Here is a 22,689-nt window from a genome sequence, read left to right on the forward strand (position 1 = left end):
CTCGGCCCCTGGCCGGGGCCGGACCTCAACGGGACCGGACCTCGACAGGGCCTGCCCCGGACGGCCCGGAGCCACGGGCCATGGTCAGAGGAGTTCGTGGGCGCACCGCGAGGCGGGGAAGCCGCCTGTGCGGCCAGCGCGGGCTCCCGACTGGGCGCGGCGCGGCACGCGGATCGCACCCTCGCCGACGGCGCCGCCCCGGGGGTCAGGCGGGGGTCGCCGCCCCGCCCGGCAGCACGGCGCCCAGCTGTTTGCGGGACCGGATCCCGAGCTTCGTGAACACCTTCCGCAAATGCCATTCGATGGTGTGCGGGCTGAGGAACAGCTGCGCGCCGATCTCGAGGTTGGTCAGCCCTTCGCCGGCCAGCCGGGCGATCTGGGCCTCCTGAGGCGTGAGCGGCTCGTCGGTGCCGGTGTCGCGCCTGCGCACCGTCTCCCCGGCGGCCTCCAGCTCCCGGCGGGCGCGCTCGGCGAAGGCCTCCGCGCCAGCCCGGTCGAGGATCTGGTGGGCGCGGGTCAGCTGGTCCCGGGCCTCGGCGCGGCGGTTCTCGCGGCTCAGCCATTCGCCGTACAGCAGCCGGGTGCGTGCGAGCGCCGTTCGCACCGGGGTGCTCTCCAGCCGGGCGATCGCCTCCCGGTACAGGGCGTCGGCCGTGTCCCCCTCACTGATCAGGGCACGCCCCGCCGCGGAAGTGCCCGTCGCCCAGGCCGTGCCACTGGCCTGGCAGATGGTCGCGAGGCGACCGGCGGCCTCGATGGCGAGTTCCCGCTGCCCGCTGCGGGCCGCCGCCTCCACAAGCTCGACCAGGGAGGAGAGGGCGAGCCCCAGCTCCTGCGGGTACTCGCAGCCCTTGGCGGCGGCGGCGCAGGCCTCTTCGTACCGCCCGAGGCCGTTGTACAGCACGGCCAGCGCCCACTGGGGAGCCGTGAGCGCCTTTCCCTCGCTGCTGAGGGTCCGGTCGCCGGTGATCGTCCCGATCGCCCGCAGCGTCTCGGTCTCGCGGCCGCGCCACGGTTCGATCACCAACGCCCCGTAGTGCGCGAGGAAGTGGCTGCCGGTGGCCTCGCCGATTGTCACCGCTTCCGCGGCGAGCGAGTCCGCGTCGTCCAGATCACCGGCGAAGACCCGGTTCGACAGCCGCAGCAGGAGCGCCGAGGGCAGCACGGACAGCGTTCCGGTCTCCCGTGCCAGACGGACGAGCTTGGCCGACAGGGTGCTCCAGCTGTCGAAGTCCCACACGCTGTGGGCCATGCGGCAGGCGAACGGGAGCCAGCCCAGCGACTGTTCCACCGTGAAGCCGCCGCACCGCAGCGTGTTCAGAGCGCGGCGCAGAATCGGGGCGCCCGCCGTGTAGCCGTCCGTGGTGGCCAAGGCCAGGCCGTCGAGGAAGAGGTCGGTGGGTCCGGGGTGAGCTGTCGGGGGCGCGGTGCGTGCGGCCCGGGCGACCTCCTCGGGACCGGGGCCGCTGGACACACGGCCCGCGGTGAGGGCCGCGTAGAACGCGTCCCGGTAGGTCTCGCGCGCGATGCCGGCGTCGAGCGGCTCGAACTCCCGGGCTGCCGTGAGCAGCAGCGGCACGGTGGCAGCGGCACTGCGGGATCCGAAGGTGATCTGCCCACGCAGCAGGCTGGCCTGGGCGTGTTGCAGATCGTCGAGCGCGCCCATCTCGGCCACGTTCAGCAGCTCGAGCGCGGCGTCGAACGCTCCGGCGAGGTACTTGGCCCGGGCCGCTGCCAGCGCTCTGCTGCGGCGGCGGGAGGGATCAGGTGTCAGCTCGGCCGCTCGTTCCAGGAAGGCCGCCGACGCGGCGATGCCGCCACGCGCCTGCGCGCGGTCGGCCGAGCGGGCCAGTTCGTCCGCCACGGCCTCGTCGGGCTCCGCCGCGGCGCGGGCCAGGTGCCAGGCGCGGCGGTCGGGGTCGGACCGCGCGTCCGTGGCCTCGGCCAGTGCCTGGTGCACCTGCCGGCGCTCGGCCGGTCCCGCCGCGCGGTAGACGGCCGAGCGCACCAACGGGTGCCGGAACTGGACCCGTGTGCGCACTTCCAGCAGGTTCGCGGCCACCGCGGGGGAGGCCTCGTTCATGGACACGCCGAGGATGTCGGCGGCGCGGCGGAGCAGTGAGACATCGCCGACGGGCTCGGCCGCCGCGAGCAGCAGCAGCCGCCGCGTCTGCGGGGGCAGTTCCTCGACGCGCAGGCTGAAATTGTGCTCGAGCCTGCCGATGAGCGGCCCCATCGACGGTGAGGCGTAGCCGCCCGCGAGTTCGGCCACGGAGGTGCTGCGGGGCAGTTCCAGCAGGGCTAGCGGATTGCCGCGCGCTTCGGAGAGAATCCTGCTGCGGACCGGCTCGTCGAACCGGCCGGGTAGCACCGAGGTCAGCAGGGCGCGGGCGTCGGGCTCGCTCAGCCCCCCGAGGGTGAGCTCGGGCAGCCCTTGCAGGGCGCGTTCCCCGTCCGCCTCGCGGACGGCGAAGATCAGCCCCACGCGCTCCGCCATCAGACGCCGGGCGACGAACCCGACGATCTGGGCCGAGACGCGGTCGAGCCACTGCACGTCGTCGACGAGACAGATCAGCGGCGTCTCCTCAGCGACGTCGGCCAGCAGGCTGAGGACCGCCAGCCCCACGAGGAACCGGTCCGGGGGAGTGCCCGCGCTGAGCCCGAAGGCGGTCTCCAGGGCCGTCCGCTGCGGATCGGGGAGGTGCCCGAGGCGATCGAGGAAAGGCGCGCACAGCTGGTGCAGGCCCCCGAAAGCCAGCTCCATCTCGGCCTCGACTCCCGCCGCGCGCACCACGGTGCAGTCCTCGGCGGTCTCGGCCACGTACTCCAGCAGGGCGGACTTGCCGATTCCGGCCTCACCGCGCAGCACGAGGACCGCGCTGTGGCCGTCGCGCACCTTGGCCAGATGCCGGTCCAGCACCGTTCGCTCGCTCTGCCGCCCGTGCAGGAAGCCTGGATTCTTGCCTTTCATGAACACCCCCGGCTGCGAGCGTATATATCTGGTCTTCGGCCACACAACTCATCTGCGCCGCTGGTCACCTCGTGGGTGAGACGCAGGGCAGTGGCGTCGTGTCGGGCCGTGGTGGAGCCGGGGCCGGGGCCGGCGGGCGTGTCCGGCGTATCCGTGGCCACCGCCGTCGCGTCAGAGAACGTCCTCGAACGCCGCAGCCTCGACGATCTTCTTCACGGTGGTCAGATAGCGGGCGGCGTCCGTGCCGTCCACCAGCCGGTGGTCGTAGGAGAGCGAGACGTGGACCAGTTCGCGGACACCGATGAACTCCTCGTCGCCGTCCTGTACGACCGCGGGCCGTCTGACCGCGGCTCCCACACCCAGGATGGCCGCCTGGTGCGGCGGGACGATGAGGGTGTCGAAGAGGGCGCCGCGTGTTCCGGTGTCGGAGACCGTGAAGGTGGCTCCTGCCACGTCCGCGGGCGTGAGTCGGCCGGCGAGGGCGTGGTCGGTGAGGTCGTGGACGGCACGGGCGATGCCGCTGACGGTCAGATCGCCCGCGCCCCGCACCACCGGAGTCACCGGCCCCTGGTCGGTGTCGACCGTGATGCCGACGTTCGCGATGTCGTAGTACGTGATGGTCGCGCCGCCCGCATCGATCCTGGCGTTGATGACGGGATGTGCCTTGAGCGCCTGGGCGGCGGCCAGGACGAAGAACGGCAACGGTGTCAGGGCGAAGCCCTCGCGGGCCATGTAGCCGTCCGCTGTCCGCCGCCACAGCCGCAGCAGGCCGGTGGCGTCGGCCTCGACGGTGGAGGTCAGCTGCGCCTGCTCCAGCAGCGCCTGCTTGAGACTGTCGCCGACGGCCTTGCGCAGCCGGGGGACGGCGGCGGTGTGCCCGCGCAGGGCAGCCGTCGGCGGAGCCGCTGCTGGCATGGGGCGCGGAGCCGGAGCGGCCGCGGGTGCCGGCATCGGGGCGTGTGCGGCGGCGGGTGCGGGGTGCGTCATCGGCGCCGCGGCGGTCGGCTGCGCGACCGGCGCCGATGAGGGTGCGGGCTGCGGTGCGGTCACCGGCGCGGCCGGGGCGGCGGTGACCGCGGTCGCCGCCGACGGTTCGGCGTCGGGCGGGCCGATGACGGCGAGCTCGGCGCCCACTTCGACCGTCTCGTCCTCGCCGACGACGATGGTCAGCAAGACTCCCGTGGCGGGAGCGGGGATCTCGGTGTCCACTTTGTCGGTGGACACCTCCAGCAGCGGTTCGTCTTCCTGGACGTGCTCGCCGGGCTGCTTCAGCCAGCGGGTCACGGTGCCCTCGGTCACGGACTCGCCGAGCGCGGGAAGGGTCACGGAAATAGCCATGGCGGCGTATGGCTCCTTCAGGTGTCCAGGCCGTAGTGCTTGCGGGCGCGGTCGACGGTGTCGGGGTCCACTTGTCCGGCCTGTGCCAGCCGGTCCAGGGCCGTCACGGTGATCGATTCGGCGTCCACGCGGAAGTAGCGCCGTGCGTCCTCGCGGGTGTCGGACAGGCCGAATCCGTCCGTGCCCAGTGAGTAGTAGTCCTGCTCGATCCACTGGCCGATCTGGTCGGGGACCTGGCGCATCCAGTCGCTGACGGCCAGGACCGGACCCGGCGCACCGGCGAGCGCCTCGGTCACGAAGGGCACACGTGTCTCGCCGCGCGTGCGGGCGGTGTCGGCGTCCATCGCGTCCCGGCGCAGCTCCGTCCAGGACGTCACCGACCAGACATCGGCGCGCACGTTCCAGTCGGCGGCGAGCAGTTCCTGCGCGTGCAGTGCCCAGTGGACGGCGGTGCCGGAGGCCAGGAGCTGCAGCCGAGGGCCGGACACGGCGGGGTCGCCGGGTCGGAACGGGTACAGGCCGCGGACGATGCCCTCCTCGATGCCGGGCCACGCGGGAATGGGCGGCTGGGGCTTCGGCTCGTTGTAGACCGTGAGGTAGTAGAAGACGTTCTCGGGCCGCTTCCCGAACATCCGGCGCAGGCCGTCGCGGACGATGACCGCGATCTCGAAGGCGAAGGCCGGGTCGTAGCTGACGGCCGCCGGGTTGGTGGCGGCCAGGAGGTGCGAGTGGCCGTCGCCGTGCTGGAGACCTTCGCCAGTCATGGTGGTGCGCCCGGCGGTGCCGCCGACGACGAACCCGCGGCCCATCTGATCGGCGAGGGCCCAGAACTGGTCGCCGGTGCGCTGGAAGCCGAACATGGCGTAGAAGATGTAGAACGGGATCATCGGCTCGCCGTGGGTGGCGTACGAGGTCGCGGCGGCGGTGAACTCGGCCATGGAACCGGCTTCGGTGATGCCCTCGATGAGGAGCTGCCCGGTCTCGCTCTCCCTGTAGTGCAGCAGCTGGTCGGCGTCGACGGGTTCGTAGGTCTGGCCCCGCGGCGAGTAGATGCCGGCCGTGGGGAACATCGACTCCATGCCGAAGGTACGGGCCTCGTCAGGGATGATCGGCACCCAGCGGGCGCCGATGCGGCCGTCCCGCATCAGGTCCTTCACCAGTCGGACCAACGCCATGGTGGTGGCGACCTCCTGGTGGCCGAAGCCCTTGAGCAGCGCCTCGAACGGCTGCGCGACAGGCTCCGGCAGCGGCTTGGCGATCACACGGCGCGCGGGGGCGGGACCGCCCAGCGCGGCGCGCCGCTCGCGCAGGTACCGCACCTCAGGCGAGTTCTCCCCCGGATGCCAGAAGGGGACGACGTCACCGGCGAGGGCGCTGTCGGGGATGGGCAGATCCAGCACGTCGCGCAGCTCGCGGAACTGCGCCATGGTCAGCTTCTTCATCTGGTGGTTGGCGTTGCGGGACTCGAACGCCGACCCGAGGGTGTGCCCCTTGACCGTCTGGGCGAGGATCACCGTCGGTGCCCCCCGGTGTTCGACGGCGGCCCGGTAGGCGGCGTACACCTTCAACGGCTCGTGCCCACCGCGGGAATTCTCGAAGAGGTCCACCACCAGGGCGTCGCCCAGGGTGGCGGAGAGTGCGGACAGGGCGTCTCCGACGAAGAAGTTCTTGCGGATGTAGGTGGCGTCCCGCGCGGCGAAGGTCTGCATCTGGGCGTCGGGCTCCTCACCCAGGCGGCGCACCAGGTCGCCGGTGGTGTCCTGGGCCAGCAGCGGGTCCCAGGCCTCGCCCCACAGGGTCTTGACCACGTTCCAGCCCGCCCCGCGGAACCGGGCCTCCAGCTCCTGCACGATCTTGGAGTTGGACCGCACGGGTCCGTCGAGGCGTTGCAGGTTGCAGTTGATCACGAAGGTGAGGTTGTCCAGACCCTCACGGGAGGCCAGCGTCAGGGCGGCTGTGGCCTCCGGCTCGTCCGTCTCCCCGTCGCCGAGGAACGCCCACACGCGGGAGGCGGAGGTGTCCTTGATGCCGCGGGCCTGCAGATAGCGGTTGAAGCGTGCCTGGTAGACGGCGCCAAGAGGGCCGAGGCCCATGGACACGGTTGGGAACTCCCACAGCCACGGCAGGCGCCTGGGGTGCGGGTAGGACGGGAGGCCGTGACCGCCGGCCTCGCGCCGGAAGCCGTCCAACTGCTGCTCGCTCAGGCGGCCTTCGAGGAACACCCGGGCGTAGATGCCCGGCGAGGCGTGCCCCTGGAGGAACAACTGGTCGCCCGAGCCGTCCTGTTCCTTGCCACGGAAGAAGTGGTTGAAGCCGATCTCGTACAGCCAGGCCGCCGAGGCGTAGGTGGAGATGTGTCCGCCCAGGCCGAGCCGGGAGCCGCGGGTGACCACGGCCGCGGCGTTCCACCGGTTCAGGGCGGTGATCCTGGTTTCCATGGCGATGTCGCCGTCGAACGCTGGCTGCGCGGCCGCCGGGACGGTGTTGACGTAGTCCGTGGTGAGCAGCCCCGGCACGGACAGGCCGGCGCGGGCCGCGTACTCGTGCACGCGCCGGATCAGGTACACCGCCCGATCGGGTCCGGCGTTGCGTATGACGGCGTCGAGGGAGGCCTGCCACTCGGCGGTCTCTTCGCGGTCACGGTCGGGAAGCTGGTCGAGCTCACTGCTCGACGAGGATGCGATGGGCCGGGACGGGTCACTCATGGGCGGCCTTCCTCAAGGCATGGGGCGGGGGAGACGGGAGGGGGTGGTGGATGCCGCGGGCCGTCGGACGGTGCGGCGCGGGTGGATCAGCGGTCTTTGAGCCACTGGGCCAACGTGTGACGGCCCGGATGGGCGTCCGGTCCGGGCATCAGGGTCCGCTCCCCGATCAGGGCACCGAAAAACGGCGTCTGTGCGTCGGCGATCACGGGAGTCACGCGGTCCTGGGCGGCGAGCACGTCGGAGGCGAAGTCCTCGAACGGTCGCTCCTCGGGTCCGGCGGCCTCCAGGACGCCGAACAGCGGCACCGCGACGGCGGCGTGGGCGAGGGTGCGGCGACGTCGCCGGCCGCGACCGGCCGCAGCAGCGGGGCTACGTGCACCCCGTCCGCGTGTACGCCCGCGCAGACGGCGCTCTCCCCGGACGCGAAGAACGGGGTGGCGCGCACCGGGGAATACGGCAGTGCGGAGCGGCGGACGAGGTCCTCCTGTGCGGCCTGGGCCCGGAGGTAACCCGAGGCGACGCGGCCGGCGCCCACGGCGGACAGGGCCACGTAGTGCTCGGCGCCGGCCTTCCTGGCGGCCATCAGGATGCTGCGGGTGGTTTCGCCGAAGAACGCCGTGCTGACGTCCTGCTGTCGCGAGGGCGCGTCGGTGACGTTCACCAGGATCTGCGCACCGCGCAGTGCTCGGTGCAGAGCGTGTGCGTCACCGGCGTTGACGCTCAGGGCGCGGGAGAGGGGCACCACCTGCGCCCCGTGGTCCCGCAGACGGGTGACCGATCTCGAGCCGATCCGTCCCGTGGCGCCTGCAACGACGACTTTCATGCGGTCTCCTTTGCCGGGGGCGGGACGGTCGGGCGTGACGGCCAGGACGTGCTGAGAGGGCGGCGGCGAGGTCGGATACGCCCGCGCATCCCGCCTTGTTGACCGGACGAAAGGTGTTGTTGTGACAAGCTGCCCGTTACCCGAACCTGGGTCGTCCCGACGGCGGGTGTCCCGCGACCACGACCGCGGGGAGGACGCGGGTGCCGCGGGACACCGGAGGGGTGGACCTACTCCACGAAGTAGGAGTCGTGCCGGTCGAAGAACGCGGAGCGCTCCTCCTCCGAGGCGTGCGCCAGTTGCGACACCTGCTCGAAGTACTCCTCGCGCGGCGCGCCCGGTGTGAACAGCAGGAGCATGTCCGCCGGTGCGTCGGAGTCGTTGCGGAAGGCGTGCAGCCCGCCTTGCGGCACGTGCAGGAAGTCGCCCTTGCGGGCGTCCACCCAGCGCACACCGTCGAAGACGCGCACGGTGCCGTCCAGGATGTAGAACGACTCCGAGATCCGCTTGTGGAAGTGCGTCTTCGGGCCGCCGGCCCGCGGCCTCATCTCGACGCGGTACAGCCCGAACTCGCCGCGGGTGGTCGCGGTGGTGGCCAGATAGTGGGTGGCGTCCTTGCCCGGCCCGCTCTCGCCGAGGTCGGGTGGGGTGTCGGCAGGCCGGAACACGGCGCTGACCTCGCCGTTGTCTCCGAAGTACTTCTGTTCCGGGTAGGGGTACGACATGGTGGTTTCCTTTCCTGAGGCAGTCAGGCGGCCGCGTGCCCGCCCGCACTCGATGTGACCGCTGGGCACGGTCCGATGTGACGTCGGCGCGGCGACGGGCCGCGGTGCCGCGCGGTCGGGTGTCAGCGGGTGAAGCAGTCGTGGCGGGGGTGTCCCCGTCGCAGGGCCCGTACGTCCCGTACCGCCGCGGCGAATGCCTCGGGGCGTTCCTGCGGCAGGTTGTGGCCGGCGTCCGCGACCTGAAGGTGCAGGCGGGGGCCGGTGAAGTGGTGAGCGGTCGATGCCCCGTCGGTCGCCGGGAAGTTGCCGTCGGCGGTGCCGTCCAGGGTGACCGTGGGGACGGTGATCGGAGGAAGGCCGGCGAGGCGGGCTTCCAGATCGGCGTACGCGTCCGCGCCCGGTGCCAGGCCGAGCCGGTGCCGGTAGGAGTGGATGACGACGTCGACGTAGTCCGGATTGGTGAAGGACTCAGCGGCCCGCTCCAGTTCGGCTTCGCCGAAGGCCCACACGGGGGAGTTGCGTTTCCAGATGACCCGGGCGACGCCCCGTGGATCGGCTGCCAGTCCGGTGCGGCCGCGCTCGGTGAGGAAGTAGTAGAAGTACCAGAAACCCGCCTCCAGTTCGGGGGAGATGGGGTTCATGGCGGCGCCGATGTCCTGGATCAGGTAGCCGTTGACGCAGACCAGGCCGAGGACCCGTTCGGGCCACAGCGCCGCGGCGACCGTGGCCGCGCGACCGCCCCAGTCGTAGCCGGCGAGGTAGGCCCGCTCGATGCCGAGGGCGTCCAGGAGCGCGATGACGTCGGCGCCCAGGGCCGCCTGCTGGCCGGAACGAGGAAGTGAGTCGGACAGGAATCTGGTGGGGCCGTGCCCGCGCAGGTGGGGGACGATGACGCGGAATCCGCCTTCAGCCAGCAGGGGGGCAACGTCCACGTAGCTGTGGATGTCGTAGGGGAAACCGTGCAGAAGGACGGCGGTGTCACCGTCGGGGGAGCCCGTCTCGTAATAGGCGACTTCGAGCACGTCGGTCGTGACGCGTCGCAGCGGAGCGAGCAGGGGCAGGGCTGACATGCGATTCCTCCGACGAAGAAGCGGTGGGGGAAGGGAGCCGCGGTTCCCGTCGGCCGCGGCTGGGGTACCGGGTGTCGTGGCCGGGCGCGTTATCGGGCCCGGCCGCCGCCGATCCCGGCCCTCGACGACACTGTGCACAGTGTGCATGAGAAGGTTGTTTTGTTAGTGTCAAGAGTGTTGGCGTCATAATGGCCACGCTTGTGCACGGCGTGATCTCCTCTCCACGGGGGACTGTCTCCCCGCACAGACCGGCCTCCGCCACCTGCTGTGACAGCGAAACAAGACCTGCTCAGCGCTGTGCGCGTCAGCGCCGGACGGACCCCGCGGTCCGTGACGGCCCGAGGACACGGGCGTCCCGGGCGCACACCCCTTCCGTGTCCGGTCCGAACGGACGCGGAACATCCGACCGACTTAGGTGATGACCATGGAAACCGAAAGTGTTCTGCATCCCAGCTTCCTCGTGCCCGTCGGGCACGTGGAGCCGGTGCCCCGCCGTATCAGGGGCGTGATCGGCGGTCGCACCGTCTTCGACACCCGGCGCGCCCTGTACGTCTGGGAGTGGCAGGCCTATCCGCAGTTCAGCATCCCGGTGCGGGACCTCGTCGAGGGCGTCCTCGACGACGAAGGGGTCGCCGAGGAGCATGGTGCGGGCACGGCGCACCGGCACACTCTGTCCGTGGGCGGGCACTCCCGCCCTGGCGCCGCCTGGGTGTGGGGGCAGGACGCCCCGGCGCCGCTCCAGGGCACGGTGCGCTTCGAGTGGCCGGCCATCGACTACTGGTTCGAGGAGGACGAACCCGTCTTCGTCCACCCCAGGAGCCCGTACTCGCGTGTGGACGCCGTGCGTTCCTCCAGCAGTGTCCGCGTGGAGCTGGAGGGTGTGGTCCTGGCGGAGGCGCCGGCGTGCGTCAAGCTCTTCGAGACCGGCCTGCCGACGCGCTACTACCTCGACCGCGCGCACGTCGACTGGACCCGGCTGCGGCGGACCGACACGGTGACCCGCTGCCCGTACAAGGGAACGACGAGCGGCTACTGGTCGTTCGACGGCGCCACCGCCGCCCACGAGGACATCGCCTGGGCGTACGACTTCCCGACCATCCACGCCAACCGCATCGCAGGCCTGACGGCCTTCTACAACGAGCACGTCGACCTCTTCGTGGACGGCGAGCCGCTGCCGAAGCCCGGCGCACTCCGCTCCTAGCCCCCGCTCCGGGGTCCGGTCCCGGGCCGTGTTCGACGGCCCGGGACCCTTCGGTGTCACACATCTGCTGCGGGCCTGGTCCCATGGTGTGAAAAGTCCTCCTTAGTCTTCAGAGAAGGAACACACCATGAGCGACATCGTTCTCGAGCCCGCCGCGCAGGATTTCGCCGACGCGACCGCCAAGCCGCCGCTGCTGTACGAGCTCGGGGTCGAGGGCGCGCGCAAGCTGCTCGACGACGTGCAGGCGCAGCCCATCGAGAAGCCCGGCGTGGACGAGAAGTGGATCACCGTTCCGGCGGAGGTCGGCGACGTGCGGGCGCGCATCCTCAAGCCCGTCGGCAGCACTGGCCCCCTGCCCGTCATCCTCTACGTGCACGGCGGCGGCTGGATCCTTGGCAACGCCGGCACGCACGACCGGCTCGTGCGCGAACTGACCGTCGGGGTGAACGCCGCCCTGGTCTTTGTCGAGTACGACCGCTCCCCGGAGGCCAAGTACCCGGTCGCCATCGAGCAGGCCTACGCGACTGCCCGGTGGATCACCACCGAGGGCGCCGGCGAAGGACTCGAGGCCTCCCGCCTGGCCGTCGCCGGTGACTCGGTCGGCGGCAACATGACCGCCGCGCTGACCCACCTGGCCAAGCAGCGGGGCGACGTGGCCTTCGTGCACCAGTCGCTGTACTACCCCGTCACCGACGCGGCCCAGGACACCGAGAGCTACCGGACCTTCGCGCACGGCCCGCATCTGACGGCCAAGGCCATGGAATGGTTCTGGGACGCCTACACCACCGACCCCGCCGAGCGCGCCCAGATCACCGCCTCGCCGTTGCGGGCGACGCTGGAAGACCTCCGGGACCTGCCGCCGGCGCTCGTTGTCGTCGACGAGAACGACGTACTGCGCGACGAGGGCGAGGCCTACGCCCGGAAGCTCATCCAGGCCGGTGTACCGACGACCAGCATCCGCTACAACGCCTCCCTGCACGACTTCATGATGCTGAACACGGTCCGCGGCACCCAGGCGTCGACCGCCGCGGTCGAGCAGGCCATCCAAGTGCTGCGCAAGGCTCTCGGAACCGACTGACACCGCACACCCGACCACATTCCCCCGGCACGTCGAAAGGCCATTTTCCATGAGTGCACACAAGCCCACCATCGTCCTCGTACACGGCGCGTTCGCGGACGCCTCGAGTTGGAACGGCGTCGTCGACAAGCTGCTCGCGCACGACTATCCGGTGATAGCCGTCGCCAATCCGCTGCGCGGACTGACCACCGACGCCGACTACGTCCGGCAGATCGTGACGTCCGTCGAGGGCCCCGTCGTCCTTGTCGGCCATTCGTACGGCGGGTCCGTCATCAGCAACGCGGCCAAGGGACTGCCCGAGGTCAAGGCGCTCGTTTTCGTCGCGGCGTTCCTGCCGGAGGAGGGCGAGAGCGCCGTCACCCTGTCGGGCAAGTTCCCCGGCAGCACCCTCGGCGACACACTCCGGCCCGTGCCGGTGACGCTGCCCGACGGCAGGCAGGTCATGGACCTGTACATCGAACAGGCCAAGTTCCACGATCAGTTCGCCGCCGACGTCCCCGAGGAGACCACGGCCGTCATGGCCGCGACACAGCGGCCGGTGGCCGATGCCGCGCTGGCGGAGGGCGCGTCCGCGCCCGCGTGGCGGGACATTCCCTCCTGGGTGCTGGTGGCGGACGGGGACCGGAACATCCCCCCGCAGGTGCAGACCTACATGGCCGAGCGGGCCGGGGCCTCGGTCATGAAGGTCTCCGCCTCCCACGCGGTCAGCGTCTCGCGCCCCGGTGACGTGGCCCGTCTGATCAACGAGGCGGCGCAGGCGACCGGCTGAGCGCCGGAGGCCCGCGCCTGACGGACGCGGCGTGCGGGTCCGGCTTCACGGCCGGACCCCGCACCCCGCGTTCTTGTGTGAGCCTGACGCGTCACGGCAGCGGTGCGGGCTCCGCGAGCAGCGTGGGCACGGTGATGATCGTGACGTCCTTGGTCAGCAGCCGATGGACGGGACAGCGTCCCGCGACCGTGAGGAGCTGGTCCCGCTGCGCGGGGGTCAACTCCCCGACGAGCCCGATGTTCTTGACCACCTGCCCCTGTGCGCCGAAGCGGACCGCGACGTCCACCCGGTCCAGCGGCCATTCGTGGCGCTGCGCGTAGGCCCGCACCGCCATGGACGTGCACGCTCCGAGCGCGGCCAGGAGGAGTTCGCCCGGGGTGGGGCCGGTGTCGGTGCCGACGGGCTCCGGCTCGTCGGCTGTCAGGCGGTGTGTACCGATCGCCACGGAGCGCGCGAGCTGCTTTCCTTCGGCCACGGTAACGATGCGCGTGTTCATGCTTGCCTCTCAGCCGAGGTACGGGCAGAGGCACGACTTGTGCCTCCCGAAGCTCAGACCGTGCGGGGCGCCCGACTGTGACGGCCGGCGTGCCTGTACCCGGCTGCAAGCAGGGGGTGCGGGGCGGCGGTTGCCGCCCCGCGGGTGATCAGGGGTGATCAGCGGGACTGGTCGGTGGGGCGTACGAGGATCTCGTTGACCGCGACGTGGTCGGGCTGTGTGACCGCGTAGACCACCGCGGCCGCGATGTCTTCCGGCTGAAGGGTTCGCATCGACTCGGCCATGGTCTTGACCGCGGCACGCCCGGTGGGGTCCGTGATGTGGTCGGCCAACTCGGTCGACACGAAGCCCGGCTCCACGACGACGACGCGGACCCCCTGCTCGGTCACCTCTTGGCGCAGCGCCTCGGCGAAGGCGTTGACGCCGAACTTGGTGGCGGAGTAGACCGCGGCGCCGGCCGAGGAGATACGGCCCGAGGTGGAGGAGATCTGGACCACCGCACCGCGGGAGCGCAGCAGGTGGGGCAGCGCGGCGTGCACCGTGTACATGGAGCCCAGCAGGTTGGTCTCCACCATGCGGGTCCATTCCGCGGGATTGGCGTCCAGGACGGGGCCGGTGAGCATGATGCCGGCGTTGTTCACGACGATGTCGAGGGTGCCGAAGCGTTCGACGGTCCGGTCGACGGCCTTGCGTACCGACTCGGGGTCGCTCACGTCCATGTCCAGGACGAGGATCTCCCCGGGCGCTTCCTGCGCCAGTGCTTCGAGCCGGTCGGTCCTGCGGCCACCGACGGCCACGGTGGCCCCCGCCTTGGACAGCGCCAGTGCGGTCGCCCTGCCGATGCCGGACGAGGCGCCGGTGACGAGGACGACCTTGGGGTCGAGAACGGAACTCATGTCATCTCCGAAAGAGGTGGTGGGGTGGGGCGGGCAGGCCGTGTCGTGTGCGAGGACAGGACACGCGGCCCGAGAAGTGACCGAGGGGTCATGTTGTGCCAGCGTAACACTGGAAATGACACATGATTCATGTTCGGTGTTAATGTTGTGACACGTAGTGGGAGGCGTCATGACCGGGAGAACAGCGGCAGTGCAGGCCAGGGCCGACAGTGTGCGCAATCGGCGGCTGCTCCTGCGAGCGGCCACCGAGGCCTTCGCCGAATGCGGGGTGGAGGTGTCGATGCACACGATCGCGCAGCGGGCCGGCGTCGCCAAGGGCACGGTGTTCCGGCACTTCCCGACGAAGGAAGACCTTCTCGCGGCGATCATGATGCAGCTGCTCGACCGGCTGCTCGAGACGGCGGACCGGCTCCTGCGCGCCGATGACGCCGGCCGCGCGCTGAAGGACTTCATGGGACACGGAATCGGCCTGCTCGCCGCCGACCGCGCGTTCTGCGATGTCATCGGCCGGCCCTCGCTGCAGCACGCGGACGTACGCGAGGCGATCGACCGGCTCTGCGACACGGTCGAGGACCTCACCGCCCGGGCCAGAGAACAAGGAGCCGTCCGCGGTGACATCACCGGAACCGACATCGTGCTGCTCCTCGGCGGCATCCACCAGACGGCCCAGCCGCTGCTGGACCGCGAACCGCGGGCGTGGGAACGCTTCCTGGAGATCGCGTTCGACGGACTGCGGGCCCGTGACCGGGCGGCCCTGCCCCATCCGCCCCCCGCCCGGCTGCGGATGGCGGACCCGTCGGGCGTCTCTGCACCGACGGGGAAGTGACACTAAGTGGCACATCATCGGTGTGTTGTGAAATCATGCCGCAGCTTCTGTCTCGATCAGGCCGGCCGACCAGCCGGGTACGGACGGGGGCGAGTAAGGTCTGAGTCATGCCGTCGCGGCGGCTGCGGCTTTGGACTCTCGTCGGCGTGGGGGTCGCTCCATGGATCATGTCGTTGGCGCGGTACCGCTCGCCGAGTCGCTAGACGAACGGCGGCACCTGCTGGACGTCGCCTGCCGCGCGCTCGGCAGCCGCGTCGCGTCCGAACGCGTCGTCGACGAGGCCTACCGGCGGTGGTACCGCCTCACCGATCCGGAGCGGGTCAGGATGCCGTCCCCCCGCGTCTGGCTCACCCAGGTCGTGGACGAGGCGTGTCTGATGCGACCGGCGCCGGCCTGGCCCGGCGAGGAGGAACGGGAGATCCAGGCCCGGCGGGCGTTGTGTGGCGAGGACGTGGAACCGGTCGAGCGGGCCCTGTTGAGTGTGGGTGCGCGGCGTGCGCGGCCCGTGTCGGCGCGTCGCGAGCATGAGATCACTGTTGCCGTGCGGCAGGCGTGCAGCGATCAGGACGGCCCCCGACTGCGGTCGCTGCTGGCCCCCGATGCGACGGCCTTCTTCGACAGCGGCGGCAAAATCCGGGCGCTGACCCGGCCCGTCCGCGGCGACGAGCAGGTCGCCCGCAGCCTGTTGGTCCTGCTGGCTGGACAGCGGCGTGTGACCCTGTGCACCGGATCGGTCAACGGGCGCACCGGCCTCGTCGCCCGGTGTGACAACCAGGTCGCCGCAGTGCTGACCCTCGACATCGCGGACTCGCTGGTCGTTCAGGTCTGGGCCGTTCTCAACCCCGACAAGCTGCGTAGCTGGAACTGTTCCCTTCCCGGGTGAGCTCACGTGCCACGGCGTCCACGGGACGCGAGGGCAGGGGCGCGCAGTGGGCGCGGGATCCGAGGAAGGCGGCGATCTTGTCGGGGGTGAACACCCACAGAACCCGGTGGATCCCCCGCCGTGTGGCGGCGATGGTCATGAAGGTGGCGGGCCGGCCGTCCCGGTACAGCAGAACCCCGGCGCGCCCGTTGGCCTGCACGGGTGCGATCTCGACCGTCGGCCAGAAGCGTGACGAGGCGGTCGACAGGTTCGCTACCCGGGCACGACCGACCACGGGTACGCGGGCCGCGCCGCGCAGCCCGTTGCCGTCGGACAGACTGACCGCGTCGGGCGTCAGGAGCGCTTCCAGCGAGGCCACGTCCCCTTCCTGGGCGGCCGCGACGAAAGCATCGAGCAGTCTGCGGTGCTCCTGGATGTCGACACTGTCCCGCTCGTCGTCCGTGAGATGCTTACGCGCCCTGCTCACGATCTTCCTGGCGTTGACCGGGGTGAGGCGCAGGATCTCCGCGATCTCCGAGTAGCCGTACTCGAAGGCCTCCCTCAGCACGTAGGCGGCCCGTTCGGTGGGTGTGAGCTTCTGCAGGATGAGGAGCAGGGCGAGTTCCAGGGCCTCGGCGCGTTCGGCGCCGGCCACCAGGTCAATGCTGGTGTCGATGGGCTCGGGCAGCCAGGGCCCGATGTAGGTCTCGCGGCGCACGCGGGCGGACTGCGCCACGTTGATGGCCAGCCTCGTCGTCGTGCTCGACAGGAACGCCGCAGGGCTGACCACCGCCGAACGGTCGGTCCGCTGCCAGCGCAGCCACGCCTCCTGCACGACGTCCTCGGCTTCCGTCGCGCTGCCCAGGACGCGGTAGGCGATACCGAAGAGCCGGGGCCGCAGTTCCACGAAGGTGGTGACGGCCTCGGCGAGGTTCCTGTCCGCGGGAGGTGCCTCTGTGGGGGATGCCTCTGGATACATGTCCCTCTGACTCCATTCCTCTGGGGCCCGGGTTGTCGGAATGTGGCCACGAGGCGCTCACAGACCCGGAGATCGTCTCCCCCTCAACGACCGAGGGACCAAGGACGCTGTGACAGTGCTTTTTTTGGAGCACTTGTCAGCGGAGTGGATGCGGCACCGGCCATGCGCGTGGCTGATCTACGGAGCCGTACAAAAAATAGGCCTGTCCTTCCACGGGGCGTGGAAGGACAGGCCCAGGAAGACGTGCCTACTGCTGCTGGGCGAGCCAGTCGACGAATCGGGTCTCGCCGATGCGGGCGTCCGGGCCGGGAAGCAGCGTGGTCTCCTGCAACTCGGCGCCGAAGTACGGGGCGTGCACGTCGGCGACGACCGTACGCGGGTCGTTCTTGGCGGCCAGGCCCTTGCGGATCAGCTGGTCCAGCTGGAAGGTGTCGGGACCGGCCACCTCGACCACACCGTTGACCGGCGTGCCCACGGCGGTGCGGCCCACGGTGGCGGCGACGTCGTCCGAATAGACGGGCTGGATCTTCACCGGGGCCAGCTTGACGGTGTCACCCTCGGTCGCCGACTCGGCGATGCCCTTCATGAACTCGAAGAACTGCGTGGCGTGCACGATCGACCACGGGATCCCGGATTCCTTGATCAGTTCCTCCTGCGCCTGCTTGGCACGGAAGTAGCCGCTGTCCTGGAGCCTTTCCGTACCCACCACCGACAGGGCGACGTGGTGGGTGACACCGGCGTTCGCCTCAGCCTTGAGGAGGTTGGTGGTGGAGGTACGGAAGAACTCCATGACGGCGTCGTCCGCGAAGGAGGGCGAGTTGGAGACGTCGATCACGACGGCCGCGCCCTCCAGCACCTCGGCCAGGCCCTCGCCCGTCAGCGTGTTGACGCCGGTGTTCGGGGCGGCCGCCACTGCCTCGTGGCCGTGTTCGTTGAGCTTGCTGACGACCTTCGAGCCGATCAGCCCGGTGCCGCCGATCACTACGACCTTCATGGGGACATTCCCTTCACTCATTCTCATCTGGCGCCTGCACGAGGTATGACCGGGAATTGATCGGCGCTGTGACACCTTTCTCGAAATTCCGGAAATCATCTCTCGGGCAGGGTGATTCCTATTCGACGAGCTTTCCGTCCGCCGAGACGTCCTCCATCAGGGCCGCGATCTCGTCGGGGACAGGGCTGATGGGCTCGCGGGTGATGCCGTCGGTCGGAGACCAGACGAGGTTCACCTGCAGCGCGGGATCCATGTCGGGGTGGTCGCTGCGGTTGTGGCATCCGCGCGTCTCGCGCCGCTCCAGCGCCGCTTCCAGTGTGGCCCTCGCCGCCAGTGCCGAGGACTTGAGGTCGAAGGCGTGGGCCAGGTCCTGGAAGCCCGCGATGTCCGGATGGACGCCGACGTCCTCCATGCGCTTCTCGATGGCGTCCAGCTCCGCCAGCCCGGTGCGCAGCCCCTCCTCGTCGCGGACCACGCCCGCGTGCTCGGTCATGGTGTTGCGGATCGCGCGCTGCAGGGCGCGCACGTTCTCAGGTCCGTCCGCGGCGAGCAGGTCGTCGACCTCCGCACGCGCCTGGGCCACCGCGGCGGCCGAGCGCGGCTGCGCGGTCAGGGACTCCGAGTAGGCGGCGGCCGCCTGTCCGGTGATGCGGCCGTACACCAGCAGCTCGATGAGGCTGTTGCCGCCGAGCCGGTTGGCGCCGTGCAGTCCGCTGGAGGCCTCACCGATGGCGTACAGGCCCCGCACGTCCGTGCTGTGGTCCTCGGGGCGGACCCACACACCGCCCATCGAGTAGTGCGCGGTGGGCGCGACCTCGATGGGATCCCGGGTGATGTCCAGCATCTGCAGGTCCAGCAGTGTCTGGTAGACGCGGGGAAGCCGGTTCATGATGGTCTGCCGGGGCAGGTGGGAGACGTCGAGCCACACCCCGCCGTTGGGTGTGCCGCGGCCTTCCTTGATCTCGGTGTAGGAGGCGAGAGCGACCCGGTCGCGTGTGGACAGCTCCATGCGTACGGGGTCGTAGCGGTTCATGTACCGCTCGCCGAGCGCGTTGCGCAGGATGCCGCCCTCGCCGCGGGCTGCCTCGCTCACCAGGGTCCCGGCCGCGTTCTCCGGCTCGATGATGCCGGAGGGGTGGAACTGGACGAGTTCCGGGTCGCGCAGCCGGGCTCCGGCCTCCGCGGCCAGCCGGAAGGAGTCGCCGGTGTTCTCGTCGCGCCGTGAGGAGGTGCGCCGCCAGATCCGGGTGTGGCCGCCGGCGGCGAGGATGACGGCGTCAGCGTGCACGAGGTAGCGCCTGCCGTCGGCCAGGCCGAATCCGTAGGCGCCGAAGACGGCGCCGTCGTGGACCAGGAGACGGGTGATGTAGACGTTGTCGAGCACCGGTATGTCCAGCTGGTTCGCGCGCCGGATGAGCGTGCGCTGGATCTCCAGGCCCGTGTAGTCGCCCGTGAAGGCGGTGCGGCGGAACTTGTGGGCGCCGAAGAAGCGCTGGGAGATCCGGCCGTCCTCCTCCCGGGCGAAGGCCATGCCGTAGCGCTCCAGGTCGTCGATGCCGAGGGCGGCTCCCCGGGTGACGATCTCGGCGGTGCGGGGGTCGCCGAGGAGGTAGCTCTCCTTGAGGGTGTCGGCGGCGTGCTGCTGCCAGGTGTCCTCGGGGTCCATCGTGCCCAGGGCCGCATTGATCCCGCCGGCGGCGAGAGAGGTGTGGGTGTCCTCCTTGGGGCGCTTGCCGACTGCGAGGACATCGACGCCGGCCTCGGCCAGCTCGATGGCCGCGCGCAGGCCCGCTCCGCCGGTGCCGATCACCAGCACTGTGGTGGAAAGACGTTGTTCGGTGGCAACCACGATTGCTCCCATCGCTCGGGGTGGTCACCTGCTACGACCAGGTGGAGTGACGGTTTGTGACACCGCCGCCCTGGCCCGGACCCGCCTATCGGTGTCACACCCCGGCGGCCGGGTCGGTCATACCGCACACCGGCCGGGCGCACGAAGGCCGTGCGGTCTGCAACCGCCGACCGGCGAAGGGGAGGTGGGGACGATGACCTACGTCATTGCTGAGCCGTGCGTCGACGTCAAGGACCGGGCGTGTGTGATCGAGTGCCCAGTCGACTGCATCTACGAGGGCGAGCGGACGCTGTACATCAATCCCTGGGAGTGCGTCGACTGCCACGCCTGCGAGCTGGTCTGCCCGGTCGAGGCCGTCTTCCACGAGGACGACCTGCCGGCACGGTGGGCGCAGTACCGGTCCGTGAACGCCGAGTACTTCCGTGACGCTCCGGGGGAGGGCACCGGGCGGGCCGCGCGGGCCGACCATCCGGTGGTTGCGGCCCTGCCCCCGCAGCACCCGGTCAAGAACGACCTGTCCGGATTCGCCGCCCGCAAGGAGGAGGCCGTCGACGCCGACCTGTGGTTCCCGTGGTGAACCGCCCGGGCCCGGTGCGGCGGGCCCGGGCCCGGTGCGGCGGGCCCGGGCCCGGGGCGTGCGGCGGACCGGCGGGGTTTGCACCCAGGAACGGCGTGCAGGGGTGCGCGTCAGGCCCCCAGGGACAGGACGTAGGGGTTCAGTTTGACCGGGTTCATCACCCACATGATGCGCTCGATGCCGGCCTCGGACGCGTCCACGCACAACAGGGCCACCGGGGCGTTGTCCCGTGCGACGAGCACGGCGGGCCGGCCGTTGGCCTCGACGAACCGGGTCTCGGCATCCGGCCAGAACCGCGGGGCGAAGGCAGCTAGGTAACGCGAGACGTGATCGCGGCCGATGACGGGGATCCTGGACGCGCCACGGATGCCGCCGCCGTCCGAATAGCTGACGACGTCCGAGGTCAGCAGGTCCTCCAGGGTGGAGAGATCTCCCGTGCGCGCGGCGGAGAGGAAGCCTTCGAGCAGACGCCGGTGTGCCGCGGGGCTGACGCGCTCTTTGCGCTCGGCGCCCAGGTGCTTGCGCGCCCGGCTGACCAGCTGCCGAGCGTTCGCGTCGCTGGTCTCCAGGATGTCGGCGACCCGCTGGTAGGGGTAGTCGAACGCCTCCCGCAGCACGTAGGCGGCGCGTTCGATCGGGTTGAGCTTCTCCATCAACAACAGCACCGCCAGCTCGACCGCCTCGGCGCGTTCCGCCCCCAGGTGCGGGTCCTGGGTGGTGTCGACCGGCTCGGGGAGCCAAGGCCCGACGTAGGACTCCCGGCGTACCCGCGCGGACTGGGCCAGGTTGATCGCGAGCCGGGTGGTGACCGTGGTCAGGAAGGCGGCTGGTTCATGGATCTGCGCGCGGTCGGTGTTCTGCCATCGCAGCCAGGTGTCCTGGACGATGTCCTCGGCCTCGACGGCACTGCCGAGGATGCGGTATGCGATGCCGAACAACCGGGGTCTGGCCGAGAGGAAGTCGTCGAGACCGCGGTCGAACGTGTCGGGGTGGGCGCCAGCGCGCATGGGTCGTCCCTTCTGGCTTTGCGCCCTACATGCTACGCGCGAGGGGGAAGGGTACGCGCTGCGGGCCGCATCTGCTCACGCTATCTCTTTCGCGATCCTCGGTCACACGGTGGCAATCGTCGCGCCCGATCCGCCAGATTTGCCCCCAGGACCGCTGCCCGCCCCATGCTTCCGGAAGACCGCGGTCGACGGGTGAAAGGACTGTGTGAGGAGGCTGGTTGTCACACATGCGCCGGGTTCCCGGTCACCAGTGACGAACGATGTTCACGCCTACGGAAGGTGCAACACAGTGTCGGACAACATGACAGCACACGACCCCTCCGGCCACGGCCACCTCGGGCACGGCGACCAGGAGGGGACCGCCGGCTGGATGACGGCGGCGAAGGTGCTCCAGGACGCCGCACCGATCACCGTCCCGGAGGGGGCGTCGGCGATGACCATTCTGGTCGAGTGGGAGCCGGGCGACCCGGGCACGCCCCCGCACCGGCACTCCGGCCCCGCCTTCGGCTATGTCGTCGAGGGCGCGGTCCGTTTCGAGCTCGAGGGCGAGCCCGAGCGCGTGGTGGAGGCGGGCGGCACCTTCTGGGAGCCCGGCGGAGACGCCATCCACTACCAGGACGGCAACGCGCTTTCCGACGCGCGGACCCGGTTCGTGGTGACCATGATGTGTGCTCCGGGCAAGCCCATGCTGGAACTGGTCGACGAGAAGGAACTGGCGGAGCGCGCCCACCTGCGGGCACCGCGCCCCACCGCCTGACCGGGCACGGACCCGGCATGGGCACGCCCGTCGTCCTGGTGCACTGCCTGCTGACGCTGCTGTTTGTGGCGGGGCTCCTGCATGGGCTGGCGCGGGGCGTCGGGTCCCCCAGGACCGGGTTCGGTGTCCGGGTGGACCGGCTGTTGGCCGCCGCTATGGCCGTGTCTATGGCGGCGATGCCCTGGATCGACGTCCGCGCGGGGCCCGCTGCCGTCGCCGGCGGTGTTTTCACCGCCGGCGCGGTGTGGTTTCTCCTGCCGGTCGGTGGTCGGGAGGCAGGGAGGAGGGCGGCGATGACCCACCGGCTGGCGCACGCGGCCGGTATGGCCGCGATGGCCTGGATGCTGCGCGTGCCGCACACCGGGACCGGACCGGCGCACGCACACCTCGGGTCGGCTGCGCACTCCACCGGGCCCGGCGTTCTGGGCGCTGGTGTCCCCCTCGGCGGCTCCGTGGTCACGCTGTCGCTGGCGTCCTGTCTGCTGGCGTATGCGCTGTGGTCGCTGACCCGCCCCATGCCCTCGCTGCGCTCGGCCGTGAGCGCGGCGCGCCGTGCCGCGGCGGCGACACCGTCACGGCACGTGAGTGAAGGGGCGATGGCGCTCGGGACGGCCGTGATGCTGGTCCTGCCCCACTGAGCGCGGGAAGGAAAAACGGGCGCGCGCCCGGCACGGCGAAGGCGCGGTGGCCCGCGGTTATGCGCTGAGTGACCGCGGACCACCGCGCCGGACGGTCGGAGCGACGGACGTCGCCCTACCGAGGGGCGGGC

Annotated in this window: 20 protein-coding genes; 8 read left to right on the plus strand and 12 right to left on the minus strand. The window is 70.8% G+C overall.

Annotated elements, in window-relative coordinates; all coding sequences use genetic code 11:
* Positions 1-205: 205 nt before the first annotated feature.
* The 6 genes from M2157_RS48095 to M2157_RS48120 all read right to left on the minus strand — a co-directional run bounded on the left by M2157_RS48095 (position 206) and on the right by M2157_RS48120 (position 9,629).
* Positions 206-2,971 (minus strand): LuxR family transcriptional regulator, encoded by a 2,766-nt coding sequence (locus tag M2157_RS48095; protein ID WP_280868650.1) that lies wholly within the window; start codon positions 2,969-2,971, stop codon positions 206-208.
* A 171-nt stretch (positions 2,972-3,142) separates the two neighbouring features.
* A complete protein-coding gene (locus M2157_RS48100) occupies positions 3,143-4,309 on the minus strand; it encodes a 2-oxo acid dehydrogenase subunit E2 (protein WP_280868651.1) in 1,167 nt (388 codons plus the stop codon).
* A gap of 17 nt (positions 4,310-4,326) precedes the next feature.
* Positions 4,327-7,014 (minus strand): pyruvate dehydrogenase (acetyl-transferring), homodimeric type, encoded by a 2,688-nt coding sequence (gene aceE, locus M2157_RS48105; protein WP_280868652.1) that lies wholly within the window; start codon positions 7,012-7,014, stop codon positions 4,327-4,329.
* Positions 7,015-7,225: 211 nt separating this feature from the next.
* On the minus strand, positions 7,226-7,837 hold the full coding sequence (locus tag M2157_RS48110) for an NAD(P)H-binding protein (RefSeq protein ID WP_280868653.1): 612 nt from the start codon (positions 7,835-7,837) through the stop codon (positions 7,226-7,228).
* A gap of 227 nt (positions 7,838-8,064) precedes the next feature.
* The gene (locus tag M2157_RS48115; protein ID WP_280868654.1) at positions 8,065-8,559 is read right to left on the minus strand and encodes a cupin domain-containing protein; all 495 of its coding nucleotides are present in this window, start codon (positions 8,557-8,559) and stop codon (positions 8,065-8,067) included.
* Positions 8,560-8,681: 122 nt separating this feature from the next.
* Positions 8,682-9,629: an alpha/beta hydrolase gene (locus M2157_RS48120; RefSeq protein WP_280868655.1), complete on the minus strand. Its 948-nt coding sequence runs from the start codon at positions 9,627-9,629 to the stop codon at positions 8,682-8,684.
* 424 nt (positions 9,630-10,053) lie between these two features.
* Here M2157_RS48120 and M2157_RS48125 point away from each other — a divergent pair, with 424 nt between their 5' ends.
* The 3 genes from M2157_RS48125 (at position 10,054) to M2157_RS48135 (ending at position 12,677) form a co-directional block, all read left to right on the plus strand.
* Complete coding sequence (locus M2157_RS48125; RefSeq protein WP_280868656.1) at positions 10,054-10,830, plus strand: DUF427 domain-containing protein; 777 nt, start codon at positions 10,054-10,056, stop codon at positions 10,828-10,830.
* A 127-nt stretch (positions 10,831-10,957) separates the two neighbouring features.
* On the plus strand, positions 10,958-11,908 hold the full coding sequence (locus tag M2157_RS48130) for an alpha/beta hydrolase (RefSeq protein ID WP_280868657.1): 951 nt from the start codon (positions 10,958-10,960) through the stop codon (positions 11,906-11,908).
* 49 nt (positions 11,909-11,957) lie between these two features.
* Entirely contained in the window at positions 11,958-12,677 is a 720-nt protein-coding gene (locus tag M2157_RS48135; protein ID WP_280868658.1) for an alpha/beta hydrolase, read from the plus strand.
* 91 nt (positions 12,678-12,768) lie between these two features.
* On the opposite strand, the gene M2157_RS48140 is transcribed toward M2157_RS48135, so the two are convergent.
* Both M2157_RS48140 and M2157_RS48145 read right to left on the minus strand, forming a co-directional pair.
* Entirely contained in the window at positions 12,769-13,173 is a 405-nt protein-coding gene (locus M2157_RS48140; RefSeq protein ID WP_280868660.1) for an OsmC family protein, read from the minus strand.
* 158 nt (positions 13,174-13,331) lie between these two features.
* Positions 13,332-14,069 (minus strand): SDR family NAD(P)-dependent oxidoreductase, encoded by a 738-nt coding sequence (locus M2157_RS48145; RefSeq protein ID WP_280868661.1) that lies wholly within the window; start codon positions 14,067-14,069, stop codon positions 13,332-13,334.
* Between the two features lie 169 nt (positions 14,070-14,238).
* Here M2157_RS48145 and M2157_RS48150 point away from each other — a divergent pair, with 169 nt between their 5' ends.
* Both M2157_RS48150 and M2157_RS48155 read left to right on the plus strand, forming a co-directional pair.
* Positions 14,239-14,895, plus strand: a complete 657-nt coding sequence (locus M2157_RS48150; protein ID WP_280868662.1) for a helix-turn-helix domain-containing protein — start codon at positions 14,239-14,241, stop codon at positions 14,893-14,895.
* Positions 14,896-15,055: 160 nt separating this feature from the next.
* Positions 15,056-15,778, plus strand: a complete 723-nt coding sequence (locus M2157_RS48155) for an RNA polymerase subunit sigma (protein WP_280868663.1) — start codon at positions 15,056-15,058, stop codon at positions 15,776-15,778.
* On the opposite strand, the gene M2157_RS48160 is transcribed toward M2157_RS48155, so the two are convergent.
* The 3 genes from M2157_RS48160 to M2157_RS48170 all read right to left on the minus strand — a co-directional run bounded on the left by M2157_RS48160 (position 15,732) and on the right by M2157_RS48170 (position 19,579).
* Positions 15,732-16,736, minus strand: a complete 1,005-nt coding sequence (locus M2157_RS48160) for a sigma-70 family RNA polymerase sigma factor (RefSeq protein WP_280868664.1) — start codon at positions 16,734-16,736, stop codon at positions 15,732-15,734. The two genes, M2157_RS48155 and M2157_RS48160, sit on opposite strands and share 47 nt — an antisense overlap.
* A gap of 247 nt (positions 16,737-16,983) precedes the next feature.
* Positions 16,984-17,730: an SDR family oxidoreductase gene (locus M2157_RS48165; protein ID WP_280868665.1), complete on the minus strand. Its 747-nt coding sequence runs from the start codon at positions 17,728-17,730 to the stop codon at positions 16,984-16,986.
* A gap of 118 nt (positions 17,731-17,848) precedes the next feature.
* Positions 17,849-19,579, minus strand: a complete 1,731-nt coding sequence (locus M2157_RS48170; protein ID WP_280868666.1) for an FAD-binding protein — start codon at positions 19,577-19,579, stop codon at positions 17,849-17,851.
* 193 nt (positions 19,580-19,772) lie between these two features.
* Between M2157_RS48170 and fdxA the strand changes: the two genes are divergently transcribed.
* Positions 19,773-20,156 (plus strand): ferredoxin, encoded by a 384-nt coding sequence (gene fdxA, locus M2157_RS48175; RefSeq protein ID WP_280868667.1) that lies wholly within the window; start codon positions 19,773-19,775, stop codon positions 20,154-20,156.
* Between the two features lie 110 nt (positions 20,157-20,266).
* Here fdxA and M2157_RS48180 read toward each other — a convergent pair whose 3' ends face one another.
* Complete coding sequence (locus tag M2157_RS48180; protein ID WP_280868668.1) at positions 20,267-21,163, minus strand: RNA polymerase sigma-70 factor; 897 nt, start codon at positions 21,161-21,163, stop codon at positions 20,267-20,269.
* Between the two features lie 370 nt (positions 21,164-21,533).
* Between M2157_RS48180 and M2157_RS48185 the strand changes: the two genes are divergently transcribed.
* Together M2157_RS48185 and M2157_RS48190 are read left to right on the plus strand one after the other, a co-directional pair.
* Positions 21,534-21,920, plus strand: a complete 387-nt coding sequence (locus tag M2157_RS48185; protein WP_229878697.1) for a cupin domain-containing protein — start codon at positions 21,534-21,536, stop codon at positions 21,918-21,920.
* Positions 21,921-21,937: 17 nt separating this feature from the next.
* Entirely contained in the window at positions 21,938-22,558 is a 621-nt protein-coding gene (locus M2157_RS48190; protein ID WP_280868669.1) for a DUF5134 domain-containing protein, read from the plus strand.
* Positions 22,559-22,689 lie beyond the last annotated feature (131 nt).

It is taken from the genome of Streptomyces sp. SAI-127 (assembly GCF_029894425.1).
Taxonomy (GTDB): domain Bacteria; phylum Actinomycetota; class Actinomycetes; order Streptomycetales; family Streptomycetaceae; genus Streptomyces.

Coding starts and splice junctions, on each gene's coding strand:
- M2157_RS48095 (WP_280868650.1), bottom strand. CDS start 2,971: ATGAAAGGCAAGAATCCAGGCTTCCTGCACGGGCGGCAGAGCGAGCGA.
- M2157_RS48100 (WP_280868651.1), bottom strand. CDS start 4,309: ATGGCTATTTCCGTGACCCTTCCCGCGCTCGGCGAGTCCGTGACCGAG.
- aceE (WP_280868652.1), bottom strand. CDS start 7,014: ATGAGTGACCCGTCCCGGCCCATCGCATCCTCGTCGAGCAGTGAGCTC.
- M2157_RS48110 (WP_280868653.1), bottom strand. CDS start 7,837: ATGAAAGTCGTCGTTGCAGGCGCCACGGGACGGATCGGCTCGAGATCG.
- M2157_RS48115 (WP_280868654.1), bottom strand. CDS start 8,559: ATGTCGTACCCCTACCCGGAACAGAAGTACTTCGGAGACAACGGCGAG.
- M2157_RS48120 (WP_280868655.1), bottom strand. CDS start 9,629: ATGTCAGCCCTGCCCCTGCTCGCTCCGCTGCGACGCGTCACGACCGAC.
- M2157_RS48125 (WP_280868656.1), top strand. CDS start 10,054: ATGGAAACCGAAAGTGTTCTGCATCCCAGCTTCCTCGTGCCCGTCGGG.
- M2157_RS48130 (WP_280868657.1), top strand. CDS start 10,958: ATGAGCGACATCGTTCTCGAGCCCGCCGCGCAGGATTTCGCCGACGCG.
- M2157_RS48135 (WP_280868658.1), top strand. CDS start 11,958: ATGAGTGCACACAAGCCCACCATCGTCCTCGTACACGGCGCGTTCGCG.
- M2157_RS48140 (WP_280868660.1), bottom strand. CDS start 13,173: ATGAACACGCGCATCGTTACCGTGGCCGAAGGAAAGCAGCTCGCGCGC.
- M2157_RS48145 (WP_280868661.1), bottom strand. CDS start 14,069: ATGAGTTCCGTTCTCGACCCCAAGGTCGTCCTCGTCACCGGCGCCTCG.
- M2157_RS48150 (WP_280868662.1), top strand. CDS start 14,239: ATGACCGGGAGAACAGCGGCAGTGCAGGCCAGGGCCGACAGTGTGCGC.
- M2157_RS48155 (WP_280868663.1), top strand. CDS start 15,056: ATGGATCATGTCGTTGGCGCGGTACCGCTCGCCGAGTCGCTAGACGAA.
- M2157_RS48160 (WP_280868664.1), bottom strand. CDS start 16,736: ATGTATCCAGAGGCATCCCCCACAGAGGCACCTCCCGCGGACAGGAAC.
- M2157_RS48165 (WP_280868665.1), bottom strand. CDS start 17,730: ATGAAGGTCGTAGTGATCGGCGGCACCGGGCTGATCGGCTCGAAGGTC.
- fdxA (WP_280868667.1), top strand. CDS start 19,773: ATGACCTACGTCATTGCTGAGCCGTGCGTCGACGTCAAGGACCGGGCG.
- M2157_RS48180 (WP_280868668.1), bottom strand. CDS start 21,163: ATGCGCGCTGGCGCCCACCCCGACACGTTCGACCGCGGTCTCGACGAC.
- M2157_RS48185 (WP_229878697.1), top strand. CDS start 21,534: ATGACGGCGGCGAAGGTGCTCCAGGACGCCGCACCGATCACCGTCCCG.
- M2157_RS48190 (WP_280868669.1), top strand. CDS start 21,938: ATGGGCACGCCCGTCGTCCTGGTGCACTGCCTGCTGACGCTGCTGTTT.